This window comes from Hydrogenophaga sp. (assembly GCF_030373225.1).
Classification (GTDB): Bacteria; Pseudomonadota; Gammaproteobacteria; order Burkholderiales; family Burkholderiaceae_C; genus Hydrogenophaga.
Window position 1 is genome coordinate 13,396 of the sequence record NZ_JAUCZG010000040.1, and the last position, 18,228, is coordinate 31,623.

Annotated in this window: 24 protein-coding genes; 11 read left to right on the top strand and 13 right to left on the bottom strand. The window is 67.3% G+C overall.

The annotated features are described in order from the left end of the window. Positions 1-5: 5 nt before the first annotated feature. Positions 6-272 (bottom strand): 30S ribosomal protein S16, encoded by a 267-nt coding sequence (rpsP, locus tag QUV35_RS17400; protein ID WP_300877011.1) that lies wholly within the window; start codon positions 270-272, stop codon positions 6-8. A gap of 188 nt (positions 273-460) precedes the next feature. Between rpsP and QUV35_RS17405 the strand changes: the two genes are divergently transcribed. Next, positions 461-991, top strand: a complete 531-nt coding sequence (locus QUV35_RS17405) for a GNAT family N-acetyltransferase (RefSeq protein ID WP_300877014.1) — start codon at positions 461-463, stop codon at positions 989-991. Further along, entirely contained in the window at positions 988-1,446 is a 459-nt protein-coding gene (locus QUV35_RS17410; protein ID WP_300877017.1) for a hypothetical protein, read from the top strand. The genes QUV35_RS17405 and QUV35_RS17410 overlap by 4 nt, the downstream gene beginning before the upstream one ends. Before the next feature lie 6 nt (positions 1,447-1,452). Here the strand turns inward: QUV35_RS17410 and QUV35_RS17415 are convergent, their stop codons facing one another. From QUV35_RS17415 to QUV35_RS17440, 6 genes are read right to left on the bottom strand one after another with little or no spacing between them, the layout of a single operon-like run. Then, a complete protein-coding gene (locus tag QUV35_RS17415) occupies positions 1,453-2,409 on the bottom strand; it encodes an AEC family transporter (protein ID WP_300877019.1) in 957 nt (318 codons plus the stop codon). Positions 2,410-2,446: 37 nt separating this feature from the next. Continuing rightward, a complete protein-coding gene (locus tag QUV35_RS17420) occupies positions 2,447-3,010 on the bottom strand; it encodes a DUF3299 domain-containing protein (RefSeq protein ID WP_300877021.1) in 564 nt (187 codons plus the stop codon). A gap of 17 nt (positions 3,011-3,027) precedes the next feature. Beyond that, positions 3,028-3,276 (bottom strand): hypothetical protein, encoded by a 249-nt coding sequence (locus QUV35_RS17425; protein ID WP_300877024.1) that lies wholly within the window; start codon positions 3,274-3,276, stop codon positions 3,028-3,030. Between the two features lie 5 nt (positions 3,277-3,281). After that, entirely contained in the window at positions 3,282-4,505 is a 1,224-nt protein-coding gene (locus tag QUV35_RS17430) for an FtsX-like permease family protein (protein WP_300877027.1), read from the bottom strand. Further along, on the bottom strand, positions 4,502-5,158 hold the full coding sequence (locus tag QUV35_RS17435) for an ATP-binding cassette domain-containing protein (protein ID WP_300877030.1): 657 nt from the start codon (positions 5,156-5,158) through the stop codon (positions 4,502-4,504). Before QUV35_RS17435 ends, QUV35_RS17430 begins: the two co-directional genes overlap by 4 nt. Next, positions 5,155-5,652, bottom strand: a complete 498-nt coding sequence (locus tag QUV35_RS17440; RefSeq protein ID WP_300877033.1) for a Fur family transcriptional regulator — start codon at positions 5,650-5,652, stop codon at positions 5,155-5,157. The genes QUV35_RS17435 and QUV35_RS17440 overlap by 4 nt, the downstream gene beginning before the upstream one ends. An 89-nt stretch (positions 5,653-5,741) precedes the next feature. Between QUV35_RS17440 and QUV35_RS17445 the strand changes: the two genes are divergently transcribed. From QUV35_RS17445 to QUV35_RS17460, 4 genes are all read left to right on the top strand, one after another. After that, on the top strand, positions 5,742-6,533 hold the full coding sequence (locus QUV35_RS17445; protein WP_300877036.1) for an ABC transporter ATP-binding protein: 792 nt from the start codon (positions 5,742-5,744) through the stop codon (positions 6,531-6,533). Then, the gene (locus QUV35_RS17450) at positions 6,530-7,438 is read left to right on the top strand and encodes a metal ABC transporter permease (protein WP_300877039.1); all 909 of its coding nucleotides are present in this window, start codon (positions 6,530-6,532) and stop codon (positions 7,436-7,438) included. Before QUV35_RS17445 ends, QUV35_RS17450 begins: the two co-directional genes overlap by 4 nt. 14 nt (positions 7,439-7,452) lie before the next feature. Continuing rightward, a complete protein-coding gene (locus QUV35_RS17455) occupies positions 7,453-8,397 on the top strand; it encodes a metal ABC transporter substrate-binding protein (protein ID WP_300877042.1) in 945 nt (314 codons plus the stop codon). Between the two features lie 111 nt (positions 8,398-8,508). Continuing rightward, on the top strand, positions 8,509-9,378 hold the full coding sequence (locus QUV35_RS17460) for an EamA family transporter (RefSeq protein WP_300877044.1): 870 nt from the start codon (positions 8,509-8,511) through the stop codon (positions 9,376-9,378). Between the two features lie 31 nt (positions 9,379-9,409). Here QUV35_RS17460 and murB read toward each other — a convergent pair whose 3' ends face one another. Further along, the gene (gene murB, locus QUV35_RS17465; protein ID WP_300877047.1) at positions 9,410-10,459 is read right to left on the bottom strand and encodes a UDP-N-acetylmuramate dehydrogenase; all 1,050 of its coding nucleotides are present in this window, start codon (positions 10,457-10,459) and stop codon (positions 9,410-9,412) included. Between the two features lie 40 nt (positions 10,460-10,499). On the opposite strand from murB, the gene QUV35_RS17470 reads away from it, so the two are divergent. Both QUV35_RS17470 and QUV35_RS17475 read left to right on the top strand, forming a co-directional pair. Then, positions 10,500-10,985, top strand: coding sequence for a YajQ family cyclic di-GMP-binding protein (locus QUV35_RS17470; protein ID WP_159607562.1), 486 nt, complete (start codon positions 10,500-10,502; stop codon positions 10,983-10,985). Between the two features lies 1 nt (position 10,986). Continuing rightward, complete coding sequence (locus QUV35_RS17475; RefSeq protein ID WP_300877051.1) at positions 10,987-11,682, top strand: TIGR02281 family clan AA aspartic protease; 696 nt, start codon at positions 10,987-10,989, stop codon at positions 11,680-11,682. An 85-nt stretch (positions 11,683-11,767) separates the two neighbouring features. Here the strand turns inward: QUV35_RS17475 and QUV35_RS17480 are convergent, their stop codons facing one another. From QUV35_RS17480 to QUV35_RS17495, 4 genes are read right to left on the bottom strand one after another with little or no spacing between them, the layout of a single operon-like run. Continuing rightward, positions 11,768-12,127 (bottom strand): RidA family protein, encoded by a 360-nt coding sequence (locus QUV35_RS17480; protein ID WP_300877054.1) that lies wholly within the window; start codon positions 12,125-12,127, stop codon positions 11,768-11,770. Continuing rightward, positions 12,124-12,753, bottom strand: a complete 630-nt coding sequence (gene plsY, locus QUV35_RS17485) for a glycerol-3-phosphate 1-O-acyltransferase PlsY (RefSeq protein ID WP_300877057.1) — start codon at positions 12,751-12,753, stop codon at positions 12,124-12,126. The genes QUV35_RS17480 and plsY overlap by 4 nt, the downstream gene beginning before the upstream one ends. A gap of 48 nt (positions 12,754-12,801) precedes the next feature. Continuing rightward, positions 12,802-13,293: an aminoacyl-tRNA deacylase gene (locus QUV35_RS17490; RefSeq protein WP_300877059.1), complete on the bottom strand. Its 492-nt coding sequence runs from the start codon at positions 13,291-13,293 to the stop codon at positions 12,802-12,804. A gap of 15 nt (positions 13,294-13,308) precedes the next feature. Then, positions 13,309-14,361, bottom strand: coding sequence for an aldo/keto reductase (locus tag QUV35_RS17495; RefSeq protein WP_300877062.1), 1,053 nt, complete (start codon positions 14,359-14,361; stop codon positions 13,309-13,311). A 181-nt stretch (positions 14,362-14,542) separates the two neighbouring features. Between QUV35_RS17495 and QUV35_RS17500 the strand changes: the two genes are divergently transcribed. Further along, positions 14,543-15,214: an OmpA family protein gene (locus tag QUV35_RS17500; RefSeq protein WP_300877065.1), complete on the top strand. Its 672-nt coding sequence runs from the start codon at positions 14,543-14,545 to the stop codon at positions 15,212-15,214. Positions 15,215-15,344: 130 nt separating this feature from the next. On the opposite strand, the gene QUV35_RS17505 is transcribed toward QUV35_RS17500, so the two are convergent. Beyond that, positions 15,345-16,364 (bottom strand): aromatic ring-hydroxylating dioxygenase subunit alpha, encoded by a 1,020-nt coding sequence (locus tag QUV35_RS17505; protein ID WP_300877068.1) that lies wholly within the window; start codon positions 16,362-16,364, stop codon positions 15,345-15,347. Positions 16,365-16,650: 286 nt separating this feature from the next. On the opposite strand from QUV35_RS17505, the gene QUV35_RS17510 reads away from it, so the two are divergent. Both QUV35_RS17510 and QUV35_RS17515 read left to right on the top strand, forming a co-directional pair. Further along, positions 16,651-17,688 carry an ABC transporter substrate-binding protein gene (locus tag QUV35_RS17510; protein WP_300877071.1) on the top strand — a complete coding sequence of 346 codons (1,038 nt, stop codon included), beginning with the start codon at positions 16,651-16,653 and terminating at the stop codon, positions 17,686-17,688. Then, positions 17,688-18,179, top strand: coding sequence for a nucleoside deaminase (locus QUV35_RS17515; protein ID WP_300877074.1), 492 nt, complete (start codon positions 17,688-17,690; stop codon positions 18,177-18,179). The genes QUV35_RS17510 and QUV35_RS17515 overlap by 1 nt, the downstream gene beginning before the upstream one ends. The last annotated feature ends 49 nt before the right edge of the window (positions 18,180-18,228 follow it).

The window sequence follows — 18,228 nt, forward strand, 5'->3', positions numbered from 1 at the left end:
CAGGATCAGGCCGCGACCGCGACCTTGGCGGCGTTCTCGTTCTGCTTGACCAGGCGCTCCACCGTGTCGGACGGGGTGGCACCCACGCTGGTCCAGTAGGTCAGGCGGTCCAGGGCGATGCGCAGAGGCTCTTCGCCGCCGCGCGCCAGGGGGTTGTAGAAACCGATGCGCTCGATGAAGCGGCCATCACGGCGGTTGCGCTTGTCGGCCACGACGATGTTGTAGAAAGGACGGGACTTGGAGCCGCCGCGGGAGAGTCGAATGACGACCATGATTTATCCTTCGGGTGGAGAGGTGCCGACATTGGCACATCACTGGATCTTGCGACCCGCTTGTTTGCAGCGCTTGAGACACACGACTGACCACCCGGTCAGCGAAACGCCACGAAACCCGCGATTATAGCCCGTTCGATGCCTCGAACGTTCATCGCGCTCCATCCTGTTCGTTCTGAAAAGACCCCATGCCCACGATCCGCCCCAGCCGAGAAGACGATCTCGACGCCATCACCCGCATTTATGGTCACCACGTGCTGCACGGCACCGGCACCTTTGAAACCACCCCGCCCAGCCTGGCCGACATGACCCAGCGACGGGCCGACGTGTTGTCCAAAGGCCTGCCCTGGCTGGTGGCCGAAGACGCCGGTGAAGTGCTGGGCTTTGCCTACGGCAACTGGTTCAAGCCCCGCCCGGCCTACCGCTTCTCGGTCGAAGACTCGATCTACATGGACCCGGCCGCCCACGGCAAGGGCCTGGGTCGGGCTCTGCTCACCGAACTGATGGCCGCCCTCGAGCGCGGCGGTGTGCGCAAGGTCATGGCCGTGATCGGCGACGCCGCCAATGCGGGTTCGATCGGCGTGCACAAGGCGCTCGGCTTCGAAACCGTGGGGGTGGTGGAGTCGTGCGGCTGGAAGTTCGACCGCTGGCTGGACATCGTGCTGATGCAGAAGACGCTGGGTGAGGGAGACACCACGCCCCCTGAAAGCGCCGCGTGAGCGCCCGCGCCAGAAACAAGACGCTGGCTGCGGCGCTGGCGGTGCTGGGAGGCACGCTCGGTCTGCACCGTTTTTACCTGCGCGGTCTGGGCGACTGGATCGGCTGGCTGCACCCGATTCCTGCGGCCCTGGGCTGGTGGGGCGTCGACCGTGTGCTCACCTACGGCCAGGACGACAAACTCTCGTGGGTGCTGATCCCGCTGCTGGGCATGACGATCGCGGCGAGTTGCCTCACCGGCATCGTCTATGCGCTGACCGACCAGGAAAAATGGAACCGCTGGTTCAACCCGACCCTGCCGGTCGATGCGCGCGCCGGCGCCACGAACTGGCTCACCATCGGCACGCTGGTGCTGGCCTTGCTCATGGGCACGGTGGCCTTCATGGGCAGCCTGGCTTTCGGTATCCAGCGTTACTTCGAATACCAGATCGAAGAGGCCCGCAAGATCAGTCAATGACGGTCGTCAGTTGATCCACGACATGGCGAGCATGAACAGGCTGAGCGTGAACAGCGACACCAGCGTGGTCATGCCCATGCTGGCGGTGGTGAGTTCGCGGGCCACGTCGTAGCGCTGGGCAAACAGGAACACGTTGGCGCCGATCGGCAAGGCGCCGGCCACCACGATCACGGTCAGGGGCAGGCCGGTGATGCCCAGCGCCCAGGCACTCAGGCCCACCATCACCGGCAACAGCAGGTTCTTGGACACGGTGATCCAAAGCGCATCCTGCAGATGGCCGCGCAGCGGCGTGCGCGCCAGGGTCACGCCCACCAGCACCAGCGAGAGCGGGCCGAAGGCGTTGCCCAGCAGCAGCAGCGGTTTGTCGATCACGGTGGGCAACGTCCAGCCCGTCTGGGCAAACAGCAGGCCACAGAGGATGGGCAGGGGAATCGGATGGATCAGCGCGCCCTTGACCGCCGAGGCGGCCGACTGCATCAGGTGGGGTGTGCGCCCGCCGCCCGCGCGGGCTTCGCGCGCGACCGCCAGCTCCAGCACCACCGAACCCGTGGTCAACAGAATCAGGGCGTGCACCGACACCAGGGTCAGCAGCGTGACCAGGCCCTGCTTGCCGTAAGCCAGCTCCACCAGCGTGATGCCGATCATCACCATGTTGGAAAACACGCCCGCCAGTCCCATGACCACGCTGGCGCGGTTGAAGCCCCGCCAGCCGATGGAGATCGCCAGCAGCAACAGGGCGGCCGGGAAATACGCCAGCACCGGGCGCAGATCGAGCTCTTCGAAGCGCACCGCGCTCATGGTGCGAAACAGCAGCGCCGGTATCAGCACCAGAAAAACAAGGTTGGAGAGGTCCTTGACCGCGGCGTCGCGGATCCAGTGCAGCCGCCCGGCGAGCCAGCCGATCGCAATCAGGAGGAAGACAGGGGTCAGCGAGGCAACGACGGGGTGGGCAGCAAGATTCACCCGCCGATGGTATCGCCCACCGTGCGCCCGGCCGGACTCAGGGCACGGCCACCGCGTTGGTGATGCGGTAGTACAAGCCGTAGGGATCGTTCTTCAAGACGTGGAAGTTGCCCTCCACCACCACCGCTTCGAGCTTGTATTTCACCGGCGTCCTGGTGCGCACCTCCACCATGCTCTCGGGCCCGCCGGGTGTGCAGAAACTGCAGGTCAGGGGCACCGAAGTGAGCAGGAAATGGCGCTGATGCTCACCCGGCTCCAGCGGCATCATGAAGCCCTGCAGGCGCAGCGTCTTCTGGTCGAGCGCTGCCACCGCAGCGGGATACACCGGCACGATGCGCTTTTTTTCGACCCGGGTCGTGATGTCGGTGAGCGTGGACCACGCCACCACGTCGGTGCGTTTGGGCAGCGGCGCAAACGGACTCAGCGGGCTGTGCACGCCGGCGCCCTGCCCGTTCGGCAACGCGCCGCCAGGGGCAGCGCCCACCGGCGGCGCAGTGCCGGCCGGCAGCGGCGAACTCAACGTCTGCGCCGACACACCGAGGGCCCAGGCGCTGGTCAGGCACAGGCCACCGAGAAACGTTCGCATCAACAAGGTGTTCATGGGTGTTCGCACGGGTGTCAGTGGGCGTGGCGCATGCCGCAGTATTTGCCCAGCGCCAGACCTTTGCAGGCCGCCTGAAGTTCCGCCGTGCAGACCTTTTCGCCCTTGCCGGCCTCCAGGCACCGGGCGGCGCCTTCGTGCGCCGCGGCCATCGCGCGGTGGCGTTTGATGTCTTCCTGCACCTCCTTGTCGGAGTGCTGGGCCAGCGCGGCACCAGACAGCAGAGCCGCCAGAACGGCAGGGAGAAGCAGACCAGCTTTTTTCATCGGGATCACCTTGAGTTGAGCAGTTGAAAAACGTCGACGCGGTAGGCGCTGACGACGGGCACCAGCGCCGCCACCACCGCCACCGCCAGGGCCAGCACGGGCACCCATGCTTCGCCCGGCACCCATTGCCAGCCGTCGATGGCCAGCGACTGGCTCTCCATCAACGACACGCCGAGCAGGTGCGCCAGGCCGTGCGCCGCCAGCAGGCCCAGCAGACACGCCAGCACCGCCAGCCACAGCGCTTCGCACAGCAACAACGCAGCCACGCGCGTGGCCGGTGCGCCCAGCATGCGCAACATGGCCAGATCACCCCGGCGCTCGCGCAGCGCGCTCCACAAGGCAATGAAGACCGAGAGCGCGGCCACGCCCAGCAGCACGGCCGCCAGAGCCTGCAGCACCTGCGTGCCCACGCCCACGGTGCGCAGCAGCCGGGTGATCTCCAGCGCCGGGGCAGCGGCCTGCATCGACGTGGTGCTGTTGACGAAGCGCGGGAAACCCACCGCCGCCATGGGTGTGTTGTAGGTGACCAGCGCCATCGTCACCTCGCGTTCCTCGTTCAACGCCAGGGCCAGTTCCTGCCGCTCGGCCTCGTCCATGCCGGCGAGCGCGTGCATGTCGTCGTGCACCTGCCAGACGGATTCGGTGGCGGTGAGGATCAAGCGGTCGAGCACGCAGCCGCAGGGCGCAAACACGCCGCTCACGGTGTAGGGCGTCTCCCCGTGCGATGCGCCGCCCGCGCCCAGGCCGTGGGCGCCTTCAAAGGCCTGGCCCACCTGCAAACCGGTGCTGCTGGCCACGCGGGCGCCCAGCACCGCCTGCATCGGCCGCGACCACATGTCACCTTGAGCGAGGGTCATCGCGTAGTGCCCGGCATAGTCGGGCGTGGTGCCGACGATGCGAAAGCCCCGCAGGTTGTCTCCCAGGCTCAGCGGAATGAGTCTGGCCACCTGCGGGTGTTGCGCGAGCCGCTGCACCTCGGCCAGCGGGATGTTGCCCGGTGGCACATCGAGGTGAAAAACGCCCGCGAGGATCAACTGCAGGGGGATGCCCTTGGCCCCCACCACCGCGTCGATGCCGGCCAGGTCGCGCTCGAAGGCGCGGTCGATCTGGTCACGGGCAATCAGCACGAAGGCCATCGAGGCCAGGCCGAGGGCGAGCAGCAGCAGGTTGAGCGCGCTGGCCAGCGGCCGCGACCACAGGTACTTCCAGGACAGGCCGAACACGTTCATGCGGCAACCGGCGCGGCAGCATCCAACGCGAGCACGCTGGCCTGCGGCAGCGCCTGCCGCACGCGCGCATCGTGGGTGGCGATCACCACCGTGGCGCCAAGCTCATCCGCGCAACTGCGCAGGAGCCTGAGCGCGGCAGCGCAGCTGGTGTCGTCCAGACTGGCGGTGGGTTCATCGGCCAGGATCACGCGCGGGCGCAGCAACAGTGCACGGGCCAGCGCCACCCGCTGCGCCTGCCCGCCCGAGAGTCGGGACGGCCTGCGCGCGGCCAGGGCCTCGATGTCCAGCGCCTTCAGCACCCGGGCGACGGCGGCCCGGTCGAGCGGCAAACCGGCCGCGAAGAACACCAGCCCCAGGTTGTCCGCCACCGACAGGGCCTCGCTCAGGTGCAGTTTCTGCGGCAGAAAACCGATGTGCCGGGCCCGCCAGGCGTCCCGCGCTGCAGCCGGCAGGGCGCCCACCGACTGCCCGCTGACCACCAGTTCGCCCGCGCCGGGCGTGAGCAGGCCACTGGCCAGCGCCAGCCAGGTCGACTTGCCGCTGCCCGAAGGTCCGCGCAGCAGCAGCGCGTCGCCCTGCGGCACCGACACGTCGCCAAAGCGCAGCGCATCGCCGCCCGGCCAGGTGTATTGCAGTGCGCGCGAAACGATCACGCCGAGGGCTCCACGCACCCCGCACAGGTGCCATGGATCGACACGTCCACCCGCTCGCCGTGATGACCCAGCCGTGCCAGTGCGGCGAACAGGCCGTGCGTCACCGCCCGGGTCGGCTCGCTGGCGTCGGTGAGCGGGAACTGGCGGTGGCAGGCGTCGCATTCGAAGCGCGGCACAGCGGCCTCGTCGTGGCCGGCCGGTGTCGCCACGGCCAGGGTGAAGCGCCAGTTGCGCGACTCGTCGGCCTGCCGCAGCAGCACACCACAGCCGGCCAGCCGATCGAGCAGGCGGTAGAGGGTGACGCGGTTGATGTCCAGGCCCCGCGCGGTGAGCGCGGCCAGCGCCTGTGCATGGGTGAGCCCGCCGAGCGGGCGTGCCAGGAACAGTCCGAGCACCGCGCGGGTGGCCAGCGTGCGGCGCAGGCCCGCCTGCTCCAGCCGGGTCTGGATCTCGGGCGGAACGCCCAGGGGCTCTTTGGGGGTGCGCTGGGTCAAGGAAGGGATCTCCGTTTTATTGCAACATTGTTGCGTTATGATGCCCACTATCGCAATTCGGTTGCATTATTGCAGGCAGCAAGACCCCCGTGCAAGTCACTCCCGACACACCCCGCCCCGCGCCGGCCATCACACTGCGCAACCTCACGCTCGGCTACGAGCGCCACCCGGCCGTGCACCACCTCTCCATCAGCATGGCTGCGGGCTCGCTCGTTGCCGTGGTCGGGCCCAACGGGGCCGGCAAGTCCACCCTCGTGCGGGCCCTGGCGGGCCGGTTGCGCCCCATCGAGGGCAGCATCGAGGGTCTGCAACACCAGCGCGTGGCCTGGCTGGCGCAACACAGCGGCATCGACCGCAGCTTTCCGATCTCGGTGCAGGACATGGTGATGCTCGGTCTGTGGCACGAGGTGGGTGCCCTGGGGCGCTTCACCGCCGCGCACCGCCGCGCCGGCCGCGATGCGCTGGCCACGGTGGGCCTGCTCGGCTTTGAAAAGCGGGGCATCGACACGCTCTCGGGCGGACAGATGCAGCGCGCCCTGTTTGCGAGGCTGATCCTGCAGGACGCGCCGGTGGTGCTGCTGGACGAGCCGTTTGCAGCGGTCGACCAGCGCACGACCGACGACCTGCTGGCCCTGCTGCACCGCTGGCATGCGCAGGGCAAGACGGTGGTGGCGGTGTTGCACGACCTCGGACAGGTGCGCGCGCACTTCCCGCTGACGCTGCTGCTGGCGCGCGAACCGGTGGCCTGGGGCGCCACGGCCGAGGTGCTGACCGAGTCGCACTGGCAACGCGCGCTGCACATGCAGGAGCCGTTCGACGACGAGGCACCCCTGTGCGCAGCGCCGTCCGCCCACCGCCACACCGGCGGGGTGTCGGCATGAACCCGCTGGCGGATCCGGGCGGGACGACGCAGTGGCTCTGGGCCCACCTGTGGCTGGGCCCGTTCGTCGAATTCGGTTTCATGCGCAGCGCGCTGCTCGGCTGTGTGGCGCTGGCGGTGAGCTCGGCGCCGGTGGGCGTGTTCCTGATGCTGCGGCGCATGAGCCTGACCGGCGACGCCATGGCCCACGCCATCCTGCCGGGCGCGGCCATCGGCTACCTCGTGGCGGGTCTTTCACTGACCGCCATGACCATCGGCGGCATCGTCGCAGGGCTGGCGGTGGCGGTCGGCTCGGGTCTGGTGGCACGCAACACGGTGCTGCGGGAAGACACCAGCCTGGCCGCCTTCTACCTGCTGTCGCTGGCACTGGGCGTGCTGATCGTCTCCATCCGGGGCAACAGCGTGGACCTGCTGCACGTTCTGTTCGGCACCGTGCTGGCGCTGGACAGCGCAGCACTCGCCCTGCTGTGGGGCATTGCAGCGGTCACGCTGGTGTTGCTGGTGGTGCTGTACCGCCCGCTGGTGCTGGACTGCCTGGACCCGGACTTCCTGCGCGGCACCAGCCGCTGGAGCGCGACCGCGCACTACGGCTTTCTGGGCTTGCTGGTGATCAACCTCGTGGCCGGCTTTCACGCCCTGGGCACGCTGATGGCGGTGGGCATGATGGTTTTGCCCGCTGCCACGGCGCGCTTCTGGGTGCGCGGCATCGGCTCGCTGCTGGCCTCGGCCGTGGCGCTCGCCCTGCTGGCCTGCGTGGCCGGCCTGCTGGTGTCGTACCACGCCGACTGGCCGACCAGTCCGGTCATCGTTCTCTGCCTGGGCGCCGCCTATCTGTTTTCCCTGGTGTTCGGGCCGCACGGCCTGCTGCGCCACCAACGTCCCGCTGCCCTCCACCTCAAAGCCTGAACCGAAAGACGCCCATGACAACATTCCTCTCCATCCCGCGCCGCAGCCTGTTCGCCATGGCGGTCCTGGCCACCGCGACCCTGTCGGGACACGCCCAGGCCCAGGCGCCCATCCAGGCGGTGGCCAGCTTCAGCATCCTGGGTGACCTGGTGCGCCAGGTCGGTGGCGAACGGGTCAAGGTCGAGGTGCTGGTCGGCCCGGGCAGCGATGCGCATGTGTTCCAGCCCACACCCGCCCAGGCCCGCATGGTCGGCCAGGCGCAGGTGGTCTTTTCCAACGGCCTGGGCTTCGAGGGCTGGATGAGCCGCCTGCTCAAGACCGCCGGCTACAAGGGCCAGCAAGTGGTGGTCAGCCAGGGCATCCAGCCGATCAAGGAAGCCGGGCACGACGACAAGAAGGGTCACGCGCACGGCGCCCACGACCACGGCGAGACGGATCCGCATGCCTGGCAGAGCGTGGGCAATGCCAAGGTGTTCGTGAAGAACATCGCCCAAGGCCTGTGCCGCGCGGACGCAGCGGGCTGCGATGGGTACGACCGCAACGCCAAGGCCTATGTGGCGAAGCTGGATGCGCTGGAGACCGAGATCCGCGCCGCCTGGGCGCCGATCCCGGCGCCACAGCGCAAGGTGATCACCTCGCACGACGCCTTCGGCTACTACGCACGCGACTTCGGCGTGCAGTTCCTGGCGCCACAAGGTGTGAGCACCGACAGCGAGGCCTCGGCCAAGGGTGTGGCGCGGCTGGTGCGCCAGATCAAGAAAGAACAGATCAAGGCCTTGTTCGTCGAGAGCATTTCCGACCCGCGTCTGATCGCACAGATCGGGCGTGAAACCGGTGTGAAGCCCTCGGGCGAGCTGTTCTCCGACTCCCTGTCGGCGGCAGACGGCGCCGCGCCCAGCTACATCGACATGATGCGTTTCAACACGCGCGTGCTCACCACCGCCGTGCGCGGCGAGTGAGCCTCAACCGCGTCCCCCGCTGTCGCCGGACGGACTGAACCGGGCAGCAGGGACGACGGACCCGCGACGGGCGTGGCTACACTGGCGCCCCACCCCCGACCCGAAACCACTTTGCCCACCACCCACCTCCTGCTCGCTCTCTCGGTGGTGTTCGTCTGGGGAACCAATTTCGTGGTGATCCGCTGGGGACTGGACGGCCTGCCGCCGTTCCTGCTGGCCACCTTGCGGTTCGCCCTCTCGGCCCTGCCCTGGCTGCTGTTCATTCCCCGCCCCACGGCGCCCTGGCACAAGCTGGCGGCATTCGGCGTGCTGCTGGGCGTGGGTCAGTTCGGTCTGCTGTTCCTGGCGATGCGCAGCAGCATTTCGCCGGGGTTGGCGTCGCTGGTGGTGCAGTTGCAGGTGTTCTTCACCATCGGCCTGTCGCTGTGGCTCATGGGTGAGCGCTTGCGGGGCTTCCAGGTCGCCGGGCTGCTGCTCGCTGTCTGCGGCCTGGGCGTGATCGCAGCGAATCTCGATGCCACCGTGACGCTGGCGGGCATCGGCATGGTGCTGGGCGCGGCATTCTTCTGGTCGCTCGCCAACCTGGTGGTGAAGTCGCTCGGGCCGGTGAACATGCTGCACTTCATGGTGTGGAGCAGCCTGTTTGCCGTGCCACCCTTGTTCGCCCTGTCGTGGCTGACGGAAGGGCCGCAGCTGATGCGCTCGGCGGTGGAACAGGCCAGCGGCCTGGTGTGGTTGAGCGTGTTGTGGCAGGCGGTGGGCAACACCTTGTTCGGCTACGGGGTGTGGAACTGGCTGCTCGCGCGCCACCCGGCCGCCACGGTGACACCGCTGGCGCTGCTGATCCCGGTGTTCGGCATGGGCGCCTCGGCCTGGTCGCTGGGGGAGAGCCTGCCCGGGTGGAAGCTCGGCGCTGCCGCACTGGTGCTGCTCGGTCTGGCGGTGATCGTTCTGTGGCCGCGTTGGCGGCCAGGGCGCTGAGGGCACCGACCCTCTTCAGCGCCGCGGCCTGTCACACCACCACGGGCTCGGTCTCGAGCAGGATCCCGAAGCGCTCGTACACGCTGGTCTGGATCGCCTTGGCCAGCGTCATCACCTCGCCGCCCGTGGCTGCGCCCCGGTTCACCAGCACCAGCGCCTGGCGCTCGTACACGCCGGCATTGCCCACGCCCTTGCCCTTCCAGCCACAGGCGTCGATCAGCCAGCCCGCGGCCAGCTTCACACTGCCATCGGCCATGGGGTAGTGAACCACCTTGGGCTCGCGCGCAATGATGTCGGCACACTGTTCGCGGGACACCGTCGGGTTCTTGAAGAAGCTGCCGGCGTTGCCGATGACCGCCGGGTCGGGCAGCTTGGCGCGACGGATCGCGCAGACGGCGTCGAAGATCTGCTGCGCCGTCGGTGACGCCAGGCCGGCCTCGGCCATCTTGCGATCGAGCTCGGCGTAGCCCAGCACCGGCTTCCAGGGCTTGGGCAACCAGAATCGCACGTGCGTGATGAGCGCGCGGCCGGCCAGACCCAGGCCCTTCTCGCCGGCCGGCGCATGCTTGAACACCGAGTCGCGGTAACCGAATCCGCATTTCGCTGCATCGAGCGTGAAGCTCTGGCCGGTCTGCAGGTCGATGGCGTCGAGCGCACTGAAACGGTCCTGCAACTCCACGCCATAGGCCCCGATGTTCTGCACCGGGGAGGCCCCCACCGTGCCCGGGATCAGCGCGAGGTTTTCCAGGCCGGGAAAGCCCTGCTCCAGCGTCCATTGCACGAACGCGTGCCAGTCTTCACCGGCACCGGCCTCCACCAGCCAGCCCCTGGGCGTTTCCTCCACCAGGCGCCGCCCGGCGATCTCCACCTTGATCACCAGTTGTTTGATGTCACCGGTGATCACCAGGTTGCTGCCACCGCCCAGCACGAACGCCGCAGCGCCCGATGCCGAGCGCACATCCTGCCCGGCCAGCAGCGCCAGCACGTCGTCGGTGGAGCGCACGCGCACCAGCCGCTGCGCCCGGGCGACGATGCCAAAAGTGTTGTAGGGCTGGAGCGCCACGTTGTTCTCGACTACCATTCTTCGATTCTCTCATTCACTCTTTGCAAGACCCCCCAGCATGCCCTCTTTTGACACCGTTCTTGAAGCCGATTTCGTCGAAGTGAAAAATGCGGTCGATCAGGTCGCGCGCGAGATCGGCACCCGCTTCGATTTCAAGGGCACCAGCGCGGCCATCGAGCTCAAGGACAAGGAGATCATCCTGCACGGCGATGCCGACTTTCAGCTTCAGCAGATCGACGACGTGCTGCGCGGCAAGCTCACCAAGCGCGGTGTGGACGCGCGCTTCCTCGACGTGGGCAAGGTCGAGAAAGTTGGCGGCGACAAGGTCAAGCAGGTGGTGAAGGTGCGCAACGGCGTCAGCACCGAAGACGGCAAGAAGATCCAGCAGGCCATCAAGGGCAGCAAGCTCAAGGTGCAGGGCGCCATCCAGGGCGACGCGGTGCGGGTCACCGGCGCCAAGCGCGACGACCTGCAGGCGGCCATGGCGCTCATCAAGTCCGAGCTGAAGGACTTGCCGCTGTCCTTCAACAACTTCCGGGATTGACTTGAACACCCCCCGCGGCACCGGCGACCCGTCCAGAGCCTGGTGGGGGGTGGTTGCTCGGCGTCTCTGCACTGGAGCGCTCCTGCTCGCAACGGGTCTGCCAGCCACAGCGCAGCAGGTGGCCCTGGCGGGTGTGGCGGGTGGCAAGGCACTGGTCTCCATCGATGCGGCCGCACCGCGTTTCCTCAGCCCGGGCCAGACGCACCAGGGCGTCAAATTGCTCAGCGTGCAGGGAGAAGTGGCGGTGTTCGAGGTCAACGGCTCGCGCCAGACCCTGCGCGTGGGCGAGGCGCCGGTCAGCCTGGGAGGGATCAAGTCCGACCCCGGGGCGCAGCGCATCGTGCTCACCGCCGATGCGCAGGGCCACTTTTTGCCGCCCGGCCAGATCAATGGCCGGCAGGTGCAGTTCATGGTGGACACCGGCGCCAGCCAGGTGATCATGAGCGAGTCCGATGCCACACGCATCAACCTGAAATACCAGGGCGGTCAGAAGGTCCGGGTGAGCACGGCCAACGGTGACGTGGTGGGCCACCAGATCCGACTGGATTCGGTGCGCATCGGTGGCGCGCTGGTGTACGACGTGTCGGCGATCGTGCTGCCGCAGCCGATGGCGTTCGTGTTGCTGGGCAACAGCTTCCTCACCCGTTTCCAGCTGCAGCGCACCAACGACCAGCTCACGCTGGACCGGCGCTACTAGCGGGGCCACCCCCGCTTCGCCCGCACAACCCCTGCGGTGGCAACACCTGCGGCCTGGCAGAGCCGGTTCAGCGGTGTTTTGCGGGTCACGCCTTCTGCGCGGCGGTCACGACGATCTCGATGCGCCAGCCCGGGTTGGCCAGCGCCGCCTGCACCGTGGCGCGCGGCGGCGCGGTGCCTGGCACCACCCAGGCGTCCCACACCCCGTTCATTGCGCCGATGTCGGCGATGTCGGCCAGAAAGATCTGCGCGCGCAGGATGCGTGACTTGTCGCTGCCGGCCTCCTGCAAGCGCTGTTGCACCTGTTCGAGCACATCCTCGGTCTGGCCACGAATGTCGGTGTCGCCGCGCTCGGGCACCATGCCGGCGAGGTACACCACGCCGTTGAACACCGCTGCCTCGCTGTAGCGCGCGGCCACGCCGATGCGGGTGATGTGCTGACTCATGTTTTTTTCGCTCCCAGTTTGCTTTCCTTGCCGGCGATCAGGCGGTTGATGTTCTCGGCATGGCGGTACACCAGCAGCATGCCCATGACCACCAGGCTCATCACCTGCAGGCCGGGTGCGTCCCACGCCACGCGATGACCCAGCAGAAAGAACGCCGGCGCAAACACCGCCGTGACGATGGACGCGAGCGACGAATACCGGAAGAAGACCGCGACGATCACCCAGGTGGCCAGTGCGGCCAGCCCCAGCCAGGGCTGGAAGCCGAAGATCACACCCGCCGCCGTGGCCACGCCCTTGCCGCCCTGGAAACGGAAGAAGACCGGATACAGGTGACCGAGAAACGCGGCCAGGCCCACCAGTGCCACCGTGCCTTCGCCCAGCCCATAGGCCTCGCCCCACCACTTCACCGCCACCACCGGCAACCAGCCTTTGAGCGCGTCGAGCAGGAGCGTGATGACGGCAGCGGCCTTGTTGCCCGAGCGCAGCACGTTGGTGGCACCGGGGTTCTTGCTGCCATAGGTGCGCGGGTCGTTCAGGCCCATGAAGCGACTCACCAGCACGGCAAACGACAGCGAGCCGATCAGGTAGGCGGCCACGGTGGCCAGCAGGGGTTGGAGCAATGACAACGAAGTCTCCTCGGTGGTTCGGGCCGCGCTCTTGAGCGCGGGGCCGGCTTATTCTGCCAGCGCGCAGTCCACGGGCCTGGCCCCCAGGGAACCACCGAGCACGGCCGGGTCGATGCCGACGAGGTAGCCGCGACGCCCGCCATTGATCCAGATCCTCGGCAGCGCCAGCACGCTGGACTCGACGAACACCGGCATGGCGCGCTTCAGGCCGAAGGGAGACGTGCCGCCCACAAAGTAGCCGCTGTGGCGGTTCGCCACCTCGGGCTTGCAGGGCTCGACCGACTTGACGCCGATCTGCCGCGCCAGGTTTTTCGTCGACACCGTGCGGTTGCCGTGCATCAGCACCACCAGCGGTTTGGCGGCCTCGTCCTGCATGACCAGGGTCTTGACGACCGCAAACGGGTCCAGCCCGAGCACCTGTGCGCTGTGCTGCGCACCACCGTGCTCCAGGTACTCGTACCCGTGCTCGGAAAACGCCACGCCATGCGCCTTGAGCCAGGCGGTGGCCGGGGTTTCACTGACGCGAGACGTTCTGGCCATCGGCGGGTGCCACGCTCACTGGGCCGGATCCCTTTGTTCCCAGCGGATCTTGTCGACTTCGGCGAGCAGCTCTGGCGACAGCGTGGTGTCCCAGGCATTCAGGCACTCGTCGAGCTGGGTCAGGGAGGTCACGCCGATGATGGTGCTGGCCACGCGCCAGTTGGTGTAGCAAAAAGCCAGCGCCAGTTGTGACGGGGTCAGGCCATGATCGCGCGCCAGCGCGTTGTAGCGGCGTGCGCTGTCCAGCGCCTCGGGCCGGCCCCAGCGCTGCTTGCGCATCGACTCGAACAGGGCCATGCGCCCGGCATCACCCACCAGACCGGTCTCGTCGTACTTGCCACTGAGCAAACCGAAGCCCAGCGGCGAATAGGCCAGCAGCGAGACGCCCAGTCGATGGCAGGTTTCGTCCAGTCCGTTTTCATAACTCCGGTTGATCAGGCAGTAAGGGTTCTGCACCGTGGCCACGCGCGGCAAGCCGTGCTGTTCGGCCAGTCGCACGAACTCGTGCACGCCGTACGGTGATTCGTTGGACAGGCCGATTGCCTTCACCTTGCCGGCCTTGACCAGCTCGGCCATCGCCTCCAGCTGTTCGAGCACCGAGGCGCAGGGCTTGTCTTTCGTGGGATCGAAGGTCAGCAAGCCGAACGCCGGCACATTGCGCGCGGGCCAGTGGATCTGGTAGAGGTCGATCACGTCGGTCTGCAGACGGCGCAGGCTGTCGTCACACGCCTTGAGGATCTCCGCCTTGCTCACGCCCGAGTTTTCACCGCGGATCCAGGGCATGCCGCGCGACGGTCCCGCGACCTTGGTCGCCAGCACCACTTGCTGACGCCGGCTGGCGTCCCTGGCGAACCAGTTGCCCAGAATGGTCTCGGTGGCGCCGCAGGTCTCGGCGCGCGCCGGCACCGAATACATCTCGGCGGCATCCAGAAAATTCACCCCGCGCTCGAGCGAGCGATCCAGGATGCTGTGCGCACTGCCTTCGTCGACCTGTTCGCCAAACGTCATGGTGCCCAGGCAGATCGGCGGGACTCGCAGCGCGCTGGCGCCCAATGGAACTTGTTTCATGCAATGTTTTGTAAAGTCGGGGTGGAAGTGATGCCAGGCAGACTGGCCGGGGTGTAAGTTTAGGGCGCATCGGGTTGCGCTGCAGTCACCACCGTCCAGGCGTCGTGCGTCACGCGAAGCGGCCGCCAACCCGGGGCCGATTGTTCCAATCATCATCAACACTGCCTGTGGAGCCTTGCCCATGAACCCAATCACCAACATCACCCGCGGCCTGACCGTTACCGCACTCGCGGCGGCTCTCGCACTCAGTGGCTGCGCCAACATGAGCGAAACCCAGACCGATTCGGCCAAAGGTGCCGGCATCGGTGCACTGGCCGGCGTCCTGCTGGGTGCAGCCACCGGCGGCTCCAAGGGCGCTGCACAGGGCGCTGTCCTGGGCGCCGGCGCCGGCGCACTGGGTGGCTACATCTGGTCGACCAGGATGCAGGAGCAAAAGCGTGCCATGGAGGCCGCCACCGCCGGCACCGGTATCGGCGTGAGCCAGACCGCGGACAACCGCCTCAAGCTCGACGTGCCGGCCGATGCAGGCTTTGCTGTCGGTCGCTCGACGGTCAGCCCGACGCTGGCGGGCGTGCTCAACCAGTTCGCCGGCACGCTCAATGCCAACCCGGTGACCGCCGTGGCCATCGTCGGTCACACCGACAGCACCGGCAGCGACGCGGTGAACAACCCGCTGTCGTTCGACCGTGCCAACGCCACGCGCGACTACCTGGTGGCACGCGGCGTGTCGCCTGCCCGCTTCGCCACCGACGGCCGCGGTTCACGCGAACCCATCGCCGACAACGGTACGGCCGCCGGCCGCGCCGCCAACCGCCGCGTGGAAATCTACGTGGCCGAGCCGGCACCGCGCTGAGCTTTACCGCCCTCTTGAAAGCCCGGCCCGGCGTCGGGCTTTTTTTCGCCTGCTGCGGGCCGAGACTGCTGGGCGGGGTCCATTCGAACTGGTCTGACCCGCTACCCGGGCGAGGCGCAGTCCACAAGCCTCACCCATGCACCTCTGCCTCGCCCGCGGCGGCCAACAGCGCCATCAGGCGACGGCGGATCAAAATCCCCGGACGGTCGGAGTCCATCGAATACTCCACGCCGCGCCGACGCAGGTCGACCACGGCGTCCGGGTCGGTCGATTCCAGAATGTCCTTGTCTTCGCGCGTGATCTCGTCGTCGAAATCGATCAGCATCTGCGCCGGGCAGTCGGCCTCGGTGTCGTTGCGGAACAGCCATTGGCACAACTGCATGCGGCCGTCGTCGATGGGGGTGAACGCATTGATGATCACGTGCCGGATGCCACTGGGGTATTCGATGTCCAGGCGGCGCGAAAACGGCTGGTAGTAGGCGTTGCGCATGTGCCGCTGGGTGATCGGGTCCTTCACGCCACTGATGCGCTGGAATTTCTCCGGGTTCACCGCATCGATCACCGTCTCGGCAAAAAAGCCGGCCTCGTTCTCCACCAGTTCGTACTTGCTCGGCGCCGGTGACGCGGCCACGCCGAAGGTGGCGCGGTGCACGAAGCTGAAGTGTGAGTTGTCAAACGAGTTTTCGAGCGCGCGCACCGGGCTGGTGTTCCAGGTCTCGTAGAACTGGAAGATGGTGCGCCAGCCCTCGCGCCCGAACTCCGGCATCAGGGGAATGTCGGCCACCGGGTCTTCGAGGGCCACCCACACATAGCCGTAACGGGCCGCGCAGTGGTAGGCGGTGGTGCGGTAGTCACCGGGGATGTCGCGCTCCGGCGGGTATTGCGGAATCATCACCACGCGCCCGCTGCGGTTGTAGACCCAGCCGTGGTAGCCGCACTGGATGTTGCCGTCCTTGCACCATCCCTTGCTGAGCCTGGCGGTGCGGTGGCAGCAACGGTCCTTGAGCGCGGCGGGTTCGCCGTGTCCATCAAGAAAGAGAACGATGTTTTCACCGAGCAGGGTGAAGGGCTTCGGGCCGTCGGCCAGCTGACTCAGCGGCATGACGGCGTGCCAGTAACGGCGAAAGACGGGCTGTTGGGTGACCAGCATGGAAGCGCTCCTGAATGAAATGGCTTGAGGAATCTCAAGAGCAATTTCCTGCCCCGCGTGGCGCGGCGCTGAACGCTTCTACTCTGGGTGTCGAGGTTAGCAAATCGCGGGCCACGCGCGTGCACCGTTGTGAAGAATGTGGCTGGCATGGCTTGTGCATGCCGACACCCTGCAGAGTAGAAGCGTTCAGCAGGTGTTGGTCATCTGCCCGGAAATTGCTCTTGTACGTCCCCTGTGCCTGCACGGCCCAGCGGGTTGGAACAAGTCCATCTTCCGGAGCCCCACCATGAAACGCCGCCTCTTCCTCACCAGGTCCAGCACCCTTGCCGCCCTCGCCTCGGTGGGTGCACCCGCCGTCTGGAGCCAGTCGGCGCCCAGACTCACCCCCATCAAGTTCACGCTCGACTTCCGCATCACCGGCCAGACCTCGCCTTTCTTCCTGGCACAGCAGCGCGGTTACTACAAGGACGAGGGGCTGGACGTGAGCATCGACGTGGGTGCCGGTTCGGTGGCCTCGATCACACGCATCGCCAGCGGGGTCTACCAGATGGGTCTGGGCGACATCAGCTCCCTGATCGAATTCCAGGCCAGCCAGAGCGGCACGCCTTTGGTGCAGGCTGTCTACCAGTACTACAACCGCGCACCGTTCGCGATCATCGGCCGCAAGGACCGTGGCATCACGTCCGACTTTCGCAGCCTCGAAGGCAAGAGGATCGCCGCGGCTGCGGTTGAATCGACCCGCCGCGCCTGGCCGATGGTGGCGCGCAAGCTGCGCGTGAAAGACGACTTCTTCCAGTGGTCCACCACCGACTTCGCTTCGCGCGACAACGTGGTGGTGCGTGGCGACGTCGACGGCGCCACCTACTTCCACGACTCGGCCGTCTCGCTGTTCGCGCGCATGAAGCTCGACGATCTCGCCATCCTGCAGTACCAGCAGGCCGGCGTGAACCTGTATGGCAACGCGATCCTGGCGAGCAACGCCATGACCACGCAAAACCCGGGCGCCGTGGCCGGCTTCCTGCGCGCCACCAACCGCGCCATCCAGGAGAGCATGCTCGACCCGCTGGCCGCGATCGCCGCCACGCGCCTGCGCGAGCCCATCCTGAACGAAGCGGTGGAACTGGAGCGCTGGCGCATCACGCAGCAGTACATCGCCGCTGCCGACACCCGGGGTCATGGCCTGGGCGACGTGCTCAAGCGCACGCTCGAAGAACAGGTGGACGAGGTGGTGAGCGTGTTCGCTCTGAAGACCCGCCCCGGCGTGGAAGGTGTGTTCAACCGCGCCATGCTGCCGGCGGCCAGTCAACGCGTGGTGAAGGCCTGATGGACGCGCCCACCCCGATCAGCGAGCGCGACGGCCTGTACCTGCGCCAGGCGATCGCCTGGTCGCGCGTGGGCCGCGACCGCGGCAACCGGCCCTTCGGTGCGGTGGTGGTGGCAGAAGATGGCAGGGTGCTCGCCGAGGCCTGGTGCAACACCAGCGAAACCGGTGACTGCACAGGGCACGCCGAGACCAACGCGGTGCGCCAGGTGAGCCCAGTGGTGGACCGCGAAACCCTGTCGCGCGCCACGCTGTACTCGTCGGCCGAACCCTGTGTGATGTGTGCCGGCGCGATTTTCTGGAGCAACATCGGGCGGGTGGTGTTCGGCATCGATGCGGTGCGACTGCGCGAGTTTCGCGGTGAGCGGGCCGAGCAGCGCGACGCGCAACTGTCGTGCCGCGACGTGTTCCATGCCTCACCTCACCCGATCGAATGCATCGGACCGGCGTTGCTCGAGGAGGCCAGCGAAGCGCATCGGGGTTTCTGGGTCTAGTTGTGAAGCTTCAATAGGTTGTATCGGGTGTTCACCCGGATTGAGTCTG

Coding starts and splice junctions, on each gene's coding strand:
- murB (WP_300877047.1), bottom strand. CDS start 10,459: ATGGTAGTCGAGAACAACGTGGCGCTCCAGCCCTACAACACTTTTGGC.
- QUV35_RS17425 (WP_300877024.1), bottom strand. CDS start 3,276: ATGAAAAAAGCTGGTCTGCTTCTCCCTGCCGTTCTGGCGGCTCTGCTG.
- QUV35_RS17470 (WP_159607562.1), top strand. CDS start 10,500: ATGCCCTCTTTTGACACCGTTCTTGAAGCCGATTTCGTCGAAGTGAAA.
- QUV35_RS17450 (WP_300877039.1), top strand. CDS start 6,530: ATGAACCCGCTGGCGGATCCGGGCGGGACGACGCAGTGGCTCTGGGCC.
- QUV35_RS17505 (WP_300877068.1), bottom strand. CDS start 16,364: ATGCTGGTCACCCAACAGCCCGTCTTTCGCCGTTACTGGCACGCCGTC.
- QUV35_RS17405 (WP_300877014.1), top strand. CDS start 461: ATGCCCACGATCCGCCCCAGCCGAGAAGACGATCTCGACGCCATCACC.
- QUV35_RS17420 (WP_300877021.1), bottom strand. CDS start 3,010: ATGAACACCTTGTTGATGCGAACGTTTCTCGGTGGCCTGTGCCTGACC.
- QUV35_RS17495 (WP_300877062.1), bottom strand. CDS start 14,361: ATGAAACAAGTTCCATTGGGCGCCAGCGCGCTGCGAGTCCCGCCGATC.
- QUV35_RS17430 (WP_300877027.1), bottom strand. CDS start 4,505: ATGAACGTGTTCGGCCTGTCCTGGAAGTACCTGTGGTCGCGGCCGCTG.
- QUV35_RS17510 (WP_300877071.1), top strand. CDS start 16,651: ATGAAACGCCGCCTCTTCCTCACCAGGTCCAGCACCCTTGCCGCCCTC.
- QUV35_RS17500 (WP_300877065.1), top strand. CDS start 14,543: ATGAACCCAATCACCAACATCACCCGCGGCCTGACCGTTACCGCACTC.
- QUV35_RS17490 (WP_300877059.1), bottom strand. CDS start 13,293: ATGGCCAGAACGTCTCGCGTCAGTGAAACCCCGGCCACCGCCTGGCTC.
- QUV35_RS17455 (WP_300877042.1), top strand. CDS start 7,453: ATGACAACATTCCTCTCCATCCCGCGCCGCAGCCTGTTCGCCATGGCG.
- QUV35_RS17480 (WP_300877054.1), bottom strand. CDS start 12,127: ATGAGTCAGCACATCACCCGCATCGGCGTGGCCGCGCGCTACAGCGAG.
- rpsP (WP_300877011.1), bottom strand. CDS start 272: ATGGTCGTCATTCGACTCTCCCGCGGCGGCTCCAAGTCCCGTCCTTTC.
- QUV35_RS17515 (WP_300877074.1), top strand. CDS start 17,688: ATGGACGCGCCCACCCCGATCAGCGAGCGCGACGGCCTGTACCTGCGC.